The sequence below is a fragment of the Streptomyces sp. W16 genome (assembly GCF_033194735.1).
Taxonomy (GTDB): Bacteria; Actinomycetota; Actinomycetes; order Streptomycetales; family Streptomycetaceae; genus Streptomyces.
This window is the reverse complement of sequence record NZ_JAWOAI010000382.1, coordinates 1-9,891: the sequence shown is the minus strand read 5'-3', so window position 1 is coordinate 9,891 and position 9,891 is coordinate 1. Positions and strand designations below refer to the sequence as shown.

Below are 9,891 nucleotides of genomic sequence, written 5' to 3'. Positions count from 1 at the left end.
GTCTCGGCGGGGTTGGCCCGCGCCATCCACGAGCGGGCCCCGCAGATCGCCGCGGACCCCGGGCTGACCGCACTGCTGACCGGCCCCGGCGGCGCACTGCTCGACGAGGGCGACCCACTTCCGCAGCCGCGCTTGGCCGCCGTACTGCGCACGCTCGCCGACGATCCGTCGTCCTTCTACCGGGGCCCGATCGCCGAGGCATTGGTCAACGGGCTGCGCCAGGCCGGGAGTTCACTCGGCGCGGACGATCTCTCGGCCCATCAGGCGGCGAACGTAAAGCCGTTGACGCTGGACGTGGCCGGTACACGGTGGTGGACCGCGCCGCCGCCGAGTCAGGGGGCGAGCCTCCTGTCCGTACTGGAGACCGCCGCCTCGGTGGCGAAGCTGCCCGAACCGGAGCGCACCGGTGTGCTGGCCGCCCGCTGCCAAGACGCCTCAGCCGCACGGGACTTGCTGCTGGGCGATCCGCTCGGCCCCTCGCCCGTCGACCTGGACGGACTGCTGCGCCCGGCTCCGCTCGCCGGTGCGCAGCCGCCCGAGCCGCCTTTCCGGCCCGCCGGTGACACCGTCGCGATCACCGCCGTGGACGCGTCCGGGCTGGCCGTCTCCCTCATCCAGAGCGTGTACCAGACCTTCGGTTCCGGCATCTGCGACCCGGAGACGGGCATCGTGCTGCACAACCGCGGCTCGGCGTTCAGCCTGCTCCCCGGCCATCCGGCCCTCATCGGCCCCGGCCTGCGGCCCCCGCACACCCTCTGCCCCGTGCTCGGCCGGTCCGCCGACCTGCTGCTCGCGGCCGGTTGTCAGGGTGGCCGGGCCCAGCCGCAGATCCTCGCCCAGACCGTGCCCGGCCTGATGGACCCGGCCGCCGATCCGGCCGCCGTCCTGGACCGGCCCCGGTGGGTGATCGGTGCCCGCGACATCGGTCACGAGACACCGACCCTGCTGGCCGAGCCGGGGTCCGTCCCGGCGGCCACGAGCGCGCTCCCGTCGGCGGTTCCGGTCGTCGTGGCGCCGGGCCGTACCGATCTGGCCGGTCACACCCAGGCCGTACGGCTGTCCGCCGGCGGTCGGCTGGACGGCGCCTCCGATCCCCGCGCCGACGGCGGCACCACCTTGGAAGGAAGTTCCCTGTGAGCACTCTCGCCCCCGAACCCGTACCGGCCGACGCACCGCATCCGCTGGACCCTCTCACCGTCACCGAACTCGCCACGGCCGTAGGGGTGTTGAGGGCCGACACCCGGGTCCCCGACGACGCGCGGTTCTGGGGTGTGGCGCTGGACGAGGACCACGCCCGCCGCGCCGCGCCCGGGGACACCCGGCGGGCCCGCGCGGTGGTGTTCTCCCCGTCCGCCCGCCACGCCTTCGAGGTCGACCTCGAACTCGGCGACAAGCCGCAGACCACCGACTGGCGGGAGTTGGACGTCCGCAGTCCTGGCTGTTCGTCGGAGGAAGCACGGCAGGCCGCTGCCGCCTGCCGTGCCGACCCGCGTTTCCGGGAGGCGCTGGCGCTGCGCGGTATCCACGACGTGTCGTTGGTGATGGTGGACCCGGAGTCGATCGGCGGTTTCGAGCCTCCGGAGTACGCGGGCCGCCGCCTGACCTGGGGCAGCGTCTGGCACCGCACCGACGAGGACGACAACGGCTATGCCCGCCCGGTACAGGGAGTCGTGCCGATCATCGACATGGAAACCATGGAGATCCTGCACATCGAGGACCACGGGGTGATCCCGCTGTCGGAGGAGTCGGGCGTGTTCACGGCCGGGACGGTGTCCGAGCGCCCGGGGCTGAAGCCGCTGGAGGTCGTCCAGCCGGAGGGGCCGAGTTTCGCCGTCACCGGTCAGCGGATCGACTGGCAGGGGTGGTCGGTGCGGGTCGGCTTCAGCCATCGCGAGGGGCTGGTGCTGCACGACCTGTCCTTCGCCGCGGCCGGGAAGGGTCCTCGGCAGGTGATCCGGCGTGCGGCCGTCAACGAGATGTACGTCCCCTACTTCGACACCGCCTCCACCCAGTACCGCAAGAACTTCTTCGACTGGGGCGAGTACGGCGCGGGTCCGCTCACCAACTCCCTTGCCCTGGGCTGCGATTGCCTCGGCGTCATCCAGTACTTCGACGCGGCGGTGCTCGGCGGCGACGGTGTCCCCCGGCTCATCCCCAACGCCGTCTGCGTGCACGAGGAGGACGACGGCATCCTCTGGAAACACCACGACGGCCGCACCGGCCGTACCGAGGTGCGCCGTTCGCGCCGACTGATCATCTCGGCGTTCGCCACCGTGGCCAACTACGACTACGGCTTCTACTGGTCGCTCTACCAGGACGGTTCGGTGATGCTGGAGATCAAGATGACCGGCATCCTCTCCGCCACCGGCGTCGAGGAGGACGAGGCGACGCCGTACGCGCGCCGGGTCGCGCCGAACGTCGCGGTCACCAACCACCAGCACTTCTTCAGCGTCCGCCTCGACATGGCGGTGGACGGCGATCCCAACCGGCTGGTCGAGGTCACCGCCGAGCACGAGCCCGACCCGGTCCTCGACCCGTACGGCAACGCGGCCCGGACCGTGTTGCGGCCGATCCTGAGCGAGTCGGAGGGCGCCCGGCTCACCGACCCGTCCCGCGCGCTGCACTGGCGGGTGGAGAGCACCGAGTCCCGCAACCGGATGGGCGAACCGACCGCGTACCGCGTGCACTTGGAGAACACGGCGGTACTGCCGGTGCGCGAGGACAGCGTGTGCGCGCGCCGGGCCCCGTTCGTGGGGCGGCAGTTGTGGGCGACGGCCTACGACGCGGACCGGCGGTTCGTCGGCGGCGAGTACCCGAACCAGGCCGAGCCCGGCGCGGACGGCGTCCACAAGTGGCAGGAGGAGAACCGGTCGTTGGACGGCACGGACCTGGTGCTGTGGGCCACGGTCGGCTCGCACCACTTCCCGCGCCCGGAGGAGTGGCCGGTGATGCCGGTGGCCAAGGCGCGGCTGCGCCTGGAGCCCGACGGCTTCTTCGACCGCAACCCGGCCCTGGACGTGCCCGCCCCCAACTCCTGCCACACGCCGAGCCCCTCGGCCCCGGACCACTGCTGCGGCTGACAGCGCCTCCCCTCCCCCGAAAGGCGTCCCATGCGCGAGGAAGAGAACACAAGGCTCACCCGGACCGGGCCCGGTACCCCGGCCGGTGAGTGGATGCGCCGCTACTGGCAGCCGATCGCCCTCAGCGAGGAACTCGACGGCGGACGACCGCTGGTGGCACCCAAGGTGATGGGCCAGGACCTGGTCCTGTTCCGCGACGAGCACGGCGAACTCGGTCTCGTCGACCGCGGCTGCCCGCACCGCGGCGCCGACCTGGCACTCGGCCGGCTTGAGGACGGCGGGCTGCGCTGCTGCTTCCACGGCTGGCTGTTCGCCCGTGACGGCTCGTGCCTCGACACACCCGCCGAGCCCGTCGACAGCCCGCTCAAGTCCCGCGTGCGGCTGGGCAGTTATCCGGTCCGCGAGATCAACGGCATCATCTGGGGCTACCTCGGCCCGGGCGAACCGCCCCAACTCCCCGCCCTGGACTGCTTCCAGGCGCCCGCCGACCACGCCTTCGCCTGGAAGGGCCTGCTGGAGTGCAACTGGCTCCAGGCCCTGGAGGTCGGCATCGACCCCGCCCACGCCTCCTACCTCCACCGCTTCTTCCAGGACGAGGACCCGGCCGACAGCTACGGCAAACAGTTCCGCGCCGCCTCCCAGGGCACCGATCTCCCGATGACGAAGATCCTGCGCGAGTACGGCCGCCCCGACATCGACGCCGTCCGCACCCCGTACGGCATCCGCCTCACCGCCCGGCGCACGCTCGACGGCACGGACACCCAGGGTCTGCCGATGGACGGCAGCCGTACCCATGTCCGCATCACCCACCAGGTGTTCCCGCACGCCTTCCACATCCCGCTGGACGCGGAGACGGCGATCACGCAGTGGCATGTGCCGATCGACGACAACTCCAGTTACTGGTATGCCCTGTTCACCAGCGTCGGCGGCCCGGTGGACCAGGGCGAGATGCGCCGGCAGCGCGTCGACGCGGTCACCCTGCCCGACTACCGGCCGCGCTTCGGCCGCGAGAACGGCTACGGCTACGACCCGGTGGAGCAGCGGGCGACCACGTACACCGGGCTCGGCTTCGACATCAACGTGCACGACCAGTGGGCGGTGGAGGGGCAGGGGTCCGTGCAGGACCGTACCCGCGAGCATCTGGGCCGCTCCGACAAGGCCATCGTGATGTACCGCCGGATACTGGGCGAGGCCGTCAGCGCCGTCGAGCGCGGCGAGGACCCACCCCTGGTGCTGCCCGCCGAGGAGGCCGGACGACTGCACGGGCCGGTCGCCCTGGACGGGATCGGCCCCACCGAGGGCTGGCTGGAGCACTGGACGGCCGTCACGGACAAGCAGCGCGCCGACAGCAGTTGGGCGCAGCCGCTGGGAACGGACGGCTGAGCCACGTGGGATTCATCGAACGCCACGGCCTGTGGAACCCCGAACAGGCCGCCGCCGCACGGGAGATACTCGGCCGCGCCGAGAGCGGTGGGATGAAAGTGGTACGGCTGGTCTTCGCCGACCAGCACGGTCTGCTGCGCGGCAAGACCGTCACCGTGGGCGAACTGCCCAATGTGCTGCGCGACGGCACCGGCATCGCCTCGTCCCTGCTCGCGAAGGACACTTCCGGGCGGACTGTGTTCCCTCTGTTCACCAAGGAAACGCCGCTCGGGCTGCCCGAACTGCGTGGCGCCGCCGACATGGTGATGGTGCCCGACCCGTCGACGTTCCGGATGCTGCCGTGGTCACCGGGCACGGGCTGGCTGCTGTGCGACCTGCGCTTCACCTCCGGTGCGCCGGTCCCGCTGTGCACACGCGGGCTGCTGCGCTCGGTCCTCGACCAGGCCGACGGACTGACCTACCGCACCGGCCTGGAGGTGGAGTTCCACCTGTTCCGCCTCGACGATCCGCGTCTGGGTCCCGGTGATCAGGGCCAGCCGGGTGCCGCGCCCGAGGTCGGCATGCTCAACCACGGCTACCAGTACCTCAGCGAGCTGCGCTACGACGAACTCGACCCGATCCTCGAAGTCCTGCGCGCGAACATCGAGGGCCTGGGGCTGCCGTTGCGCAGCCTGGAGGTCGAATTCGGTCCGAGCCAGGTCGAGTTGACCCTCCAGCCCGCCGATGGCCTGGGCACGGCCGATGCGATGGTCCTGCTGCGCAGCGCCGTCAAGCAGGTCGCCGCCCGCCACGGCCATCACGCCACCTTCATGTGCCGCCCCCATCTGCCCGGCGTGTTCTCCAGCGGCTGGCATCTGCATCAGAGCATGCTGCGGGACGGTGTGGGGGTCTTCGCGCCGGAGGGCGGTGAACTCACCGCGTCCGGGCCGCCGTTGTCGCCGTACGGGACCGCCTTTCTGGGTGGGCTGCTGCGCCACGCGCGGGCGACGAGCGCGTTCTCGACGCCGACTCTCAATGGTTTCAAGCGCTTTCGCTCGCTGTCGTTGGCGCCGGACCGTGCGGTGTGGGGGCGGGACAATCGCGGGGCGATGGTGCGGGTGCTGGGTGACGGGCCCTCGTCCACCCGGCTGGAGAACCGGATCGGTGAGCCGGCCGCCAACCCCTACCTCTACCTCGCCTCCCAACTCGCCGCCGGGCTGGAGGGCGTGGCGGGTGGACTGGAACCGGGACCGGCGGCCGACGAGCCGTACGCGGCCCGCGCCGAACCGCTCCCCCGCTCGCTGGGCGAGGCCCTGGACGCGCTGGAGTCCGACCGTATGCTCGCCGACCGGCTCGGCAAGGACTTCGTGGCGTACTACACGAGCATCAAGCGGGCCGAGATCGACCGCTTCAGCCAAGAGGTGACCGACTGGGAACAGCGGGAGTACTTCCGTGTCTTCTGACCTCGACTCCCCTCGTGCGACGACCGAACGGCTCCTGGTCCGGCAGGCCCGCTGGGTCGCCCGTGACGTGGTGGAACTGCGGCTGACCCGGGCCGCCGGCGGCGCCCTGCCGGCGTGGGAGCCGGGAGCGCACGTGGAGTTGACCCTGCCCTCGGGGCTGCGGCGGGCCTACTCGCTGTGCGGGGAGGTGACGGACGTGGGGGCATGGACGGTCGCCGTGCACCGCGCGCCCGAAGGCCGTGGCGGCTCCCGCGAGATCCATGAAACCGCCCTGGTGGGACGGGAGTTGGAGGTGCGCGGGCCGGTCAACCGCTTCCCGCTGGTGTCTGCGGAGGGCTATCTGCTGCTGGCGGGCGGCATCGGCGTCACCCCGCTGCTGCCGATGGCCCGTGAGCTCACCGCCCGCGATCTGCCCTGGCGGCTCGTCCTCGGCGCCCGCGACCGGTCCCGGCTCGTGTACGCCGAAGAGTTGGTGGCGTTGGGCGGCGACCGGGTGCGGCTTCTGCCGCAGGACGAGGCGGGTCTGCCGGACCTGGCCGCCGAACTCGCCACCGTGCCGCCCGCGCATGCCGTCTATGCCTGCGGCCCGCAGCCGATGCTCGACGCGGTGACGGCGCTGTGCCGCACGGCCGGCTCCGCGCGGGCACTTCACCTGGAGCGCTTCACCGCGGCCGACGACACGGTCTCGGACCAACTCGGCTCATCGGACGGCGAGTTCGAGGTGGTGCTGAGCCGCTCGGGGCTGCGGCTGACCGTGCCCGCCGACCGTTCCGTGCTGGACGTCGTACGGGAGAAGCTCCCGGATGTCCCTTACTCCTGCGAGGAGGGCTACTGCGGCAGTTGCGAGACCACGGTCATGGCCGGGCTCCCGGACCACCGCGACTCGGTGATCGAACCGTCCGAACGCCCCACCGCCACCACGATGATGATCTGCGTGAGCCGCTGCGACTCCCCGGTGCTGGAGCTGGACCTCTAAGTGCCGCCTTTCGCAAGGCGGTCGAGGAGGGATCGGGGTCGGTAGGGGATGACCTCGGCCAGTGAGATGGCGGTGCTGGTGCGGTCGACTCCGTCGATGGCGAGGATCGCCTTGGTGATGCGGTGCAGGTCCGTGGTGTTCCTGGCGACGACCTGGGCGAGGAGGTCGGCGTCGCCGGTGGTGTAGTGGACCTCGATGACTTCGGGGAGGCCGAGCAGGCCTTCGTGGACGCTCTCGGGCTCGGCCTGGCTCACCGCGAGCGACATGAACGCGACCAGGCCGTAGCCGAGGGCGGCGGGGTCGACGCGTCGGCTGAAGGGTTTGAGGGCGCCGTCGGCGGCCATTCTCCGCAGCCGGGCGTGCACGGTGTTACGGGCCACTCCCAGGGTCTGTGCCAGGGCGAGAATCGTGGCGTCCGGGTCGTCGTCCAGGGCCAGGACGATCCGGGCGTCCAAGGGGTCCATTGGTGTCATGGTGCGCATTCTGACACCTGACATCCATCCTATTGAGCAGCTGTCGCAGTGAGGAAGACCTGTATTGCGCGGATGCCCTGACGCGTGGTGAAGGTGGTGGGCCGCTTCCCACCTCCGTTCCGTTGAAGGACCGCCGTCATGGCCTCGAAGTCGTACCCCGCCGGTACCGGTGGCTCCTGGATCGTCGTCGTGTCCGCCGGGGTGGCCGCCGGGCTCCAGGTGTGGAAGGTGCCGCCCGCGCTGCCGTTCCTGCGGCACGATCTCTCGCTGAGTCTGGTCCAGGCCGGGACTCTGCTGGGAATCGTCCAACTGGCCGGGATGCTCGGGGGACTTGCCGTCTCGCTGCTGGCCGAGCTGATCGGTGAGCGGCGCTGTCTGAGCGGGGGTCTGGTGCTGCTGTTCCTCGGTTCGGGCGGCGGTGGTTTCGCCGGGTCGACTGCTCCTCTGCTGGCCTCGCGGGCGGTGGAGGGGGCCGGATTCATCCTGGTGGCGGTGACCGGCCCGGGGCTGATCCGGCGCACCGCCCCGCCGGACCGCTTCACAACGGCCATGGGCTTCTGGGGCGCCTACCAGGGCATCTCCACGTTCGCGGGGCTGGTGGTCGGCGCGCTGGTCCTCCAGGTGGTGTCGTGGCGGGTGTGGTGGTGGGGCATGGCCGTGGTCGCGCTGGCGCCGCTGCCGTGGGTGCTTGCCCGCGTTCCGCGTGACGACGCGGGCGGTGCGCGGGGCGCGGCGGCTGCCCTCGTCCGCATCGGCCGTACCGTCCGGGCTCCCGCCCCCTGGACGGCCGGTCTCGTCTTCGCCTGCTACACGCTGCCGTGGATGGCCGTGGTCGGGTTCCTGCCCACCGTCTACCGCGACGGTGGGATGACGGGCAGCCTGCCGGGTGTCCTGAGCGCCGTGGTCGGCGCGGTGAACGCCGTCGGTTCGATCACCACGGCGGCGCTGTTGAAACGCGGCCTGGCCGTGCGCGCCGTCATCGTCCCCGCCTTCGCGGTCATGGCCGGGACATCGCTGCCGGCCTTCGCCGTCGACTGGCACGGAGTTCCCTCGGGCACCACCTGGCAGTTCCTGTGTGTGGTGGCCTTCTCGCTGACCGGCGGGGCGATACCGGCGACCCTGCTGCGCATGATCGGTGGTCTGACACCGACGGGCGGTTCGGCCCCGGCCACCATGGGTCTGATCCAGCAGCTCTTCAACGCGGGCAGTTTCGTGGGTCCCACCGTCGCCGCGTGGCTGGCGGCCCGCACCGGGGGCTGGCACTCGACCTGGTGGATCACCTGCGCCTGCGCGGCGACCGGTGCCGTCCTCAGCCTCGGGCTCCGCGGCGGTACCGGAGCCGAATCCGCGGGGTCGGCGAAGTCCGCTATGTCAGGGGTCGTCCCCGGAGACGGTCGTGGAGACCGGTGCGGAGGGGATCGTCGTCGGGCAGGCCGAGTTCGTCCGTGAGGGCGCGGACCCGGGCCCAGACCTCGTGGGCGGCGTCGGGCTGGCCGGCGCTGTGGTGGCTGTCGCCGAGGCAGAGCAGACAGGCGGCCTCGCCGCGGCGTTCCCCGGTGGCGCGGAACAGGGCCGCCGCCTCCCGGTAGCGGTCGACCGCCTGCTGGTGGCGGCCGAGTTGGTGGTGGATGTAGCCGAGGCTGTCGGAGATGTGGGCCTGTCCGTCCACGTCGCCGGCCTCCCGGGCGAGTTCGAGAGCCCGCTCGCAGTGCGCCAACGCGCTGAGGTGCGCGCCGAAATGGGCCTCCTGCCAGCCGATGTGGTTGAGCGCCGCTGCCTGTCCCGCCCGGTCGTCCGCCGCCCCGTAGTGCTCCAGGCTCCGGTAGGCGTGTTCCAGCGCCAGCCCGCGGTTGCCCTGGGCCCCCGACATCCGCGCGAGATGCTGATGGGTACGGGCCTGCCCCGCGTCGCTGCCCAGCTCGGCGAAGAGTTCCAACGCCCGTAAGTAGTGCTGACGGGCAGGCTCCGGACTCTTGAGGCGGTCCAGGGCCAGGCCAAGTCCGCGGTGGGCGCCCGCTCTTCCGACCAGGTCGCCCTCCCGCTCGGCCGCCGCCAGCGCGCTGTGCCCGGCGGTCAGCAGCACCTCCCAGTAGCCGTGCCGGTCCAGGAAGGTGGTCAGCACGTTGACCAGTCGCCACACATGGCCGTCGAAGCCGGGCGGCGGCTGCCGCACGATCTCCAGCAGCACCGGGTGTTCGGCGACGAGCCAGGCCAGCCCTCTGTCGTAGTCCTCGGGCTGCACCGGGTTCGCCCCCGCTCTGGGCGCGGGGGAGGCGACGGGGTTGGGCTGCGGGGTCACCAGGACGTCGGCCGCCCGTGCGGAGTGCAGGTAGTGGTCCATCATCCGGTGCAGTGCCGCCCGCCGTTCCCACTCGTCGTCGTACGCGGTCACGAGCTCCGCGGCGTAGACGCGCAGCAGGTCGTGGAACGCGTACCGTCCCGGAACGTGCTCGACCAGCAGGTGTCCGCCGGTCAGTTCGGCGAGCAGTCCGCGGACGCGCTCCGGCGGAGCGCCGGCCAGGGCGGCTGCCGCGTGC

General features: G+C 71.8%; 8 protein-coding genes. 6 read left to right on the top strand and 2 right to left on the bottom strand.

Going from position 1 to position 9,891, the window contains the following annotated elements; translation table 11 throughout:
* The 5 genes from R6V09_RS36715 to R6V09_RS36695 form a co-directional block, all read left to right on the top strand.
* Positions 1-1,137 (top strand): gamma-glutamyltransferase (locus tag R6V09_RS36715; RefSeq protein WP_317885805.1); only part of this gene is annotated, 1,137 nt, incomplete at its 5' end.
* Positions 1,134-3,080: a primary-amine oxidase gene (locus R6V09_RS36710; RefSeq protein WP_317885804.1), complete on the top strand. Its 1,947-nt coding sequence runs from the start codon at positions 1,134-1,136 to the stop codon at positions 3,078-3,080. The genes R6V09_RS36715 and R6V09_RS36710, both read left to right, overlap by 4 nt.
* Positions 3,081-3,110: 30 nt before the next feature.
* Entirely contained in the window at positions 3,111-4,463 is a 1,353-nt protein-coding gene (locus R6V09_RS36705) for an aromatic ring-hydroxylating dioxygenase subunit alpha (RefSeq protein ID WP_317885803.1), read from the top strand.
* Positions 4,464-4,468: 5 nt separating this feature from the next.
* Positions 4,469-5,905: a glutamine synthetase family protein gene (locus R6V09_RS36700; RefSeq protein WP_317885802.1), complete on the top strand. Its 1,437-nt coding sequence runs from the start codon at positions 4,469-4,471 to the stop codon at positions 5,903-5,905.
* A complete protein-coding gene (locus R6V09_RS36695) occupies positions 5,895-6,881 on the top strand; it encodes a PDR/VanB family oxidoreductase (RefSeq protein ID WP_317885801.1) in 987 nt (328 codons plus the stop codon). The genes R6V09_RS36700 and R6V09_RS36695 overlap by 11 nt, the downstream gene beginning before the upstream one ends.
* Here R6V09_RS36695 and R6V09_RS36690 read toward each other — a convergent pair.
* Entirely contained in the window at positions 6,878-7,345 is a 468-nt protein-coding gene (locus R6V09_RS36690; protein ID WP_317885800.1) for an Lrp/AsnC family transcriptional regulator, read from the bottom strand. The two genes, R6V09_RS36695 and R6V09_RS36690, sit on opposite strands and share 4 nt — an antisense overlap.
* 147 nt (positions 7,346-7,492) lie before the next feature.
* Here R6V09_RS36690 and R6V09_RS36685 point away from each other — a divergent pair, with 147 nt between their 5' ends.
* Complete coding sequence (locus R6V09_RS36685) at positions 7,493-8,803, top strand: MFS transporter (protein ID WP_317885799.1); 1,311 nt, start codon at positions 7,493-7,495, stop codon at positions 8,801-8,803.
* On the opposite strand, the gene R6V09_RS36680 is transcribed toward R6V09_RS36685, so the two are convergent.
* Positions 8,721-9,891, bottom strand: a 1,171-nt coding sequence (locus tag R6V09_RS36680) for a tetratricopeptide repeat protein (protein ID WP_317885798.1), incomplete at its 5' end; no start/stop codon positions are given. The genes R6V09_RS36685 and R6V09_RS36680 overlap by 83 nt on opposite strands.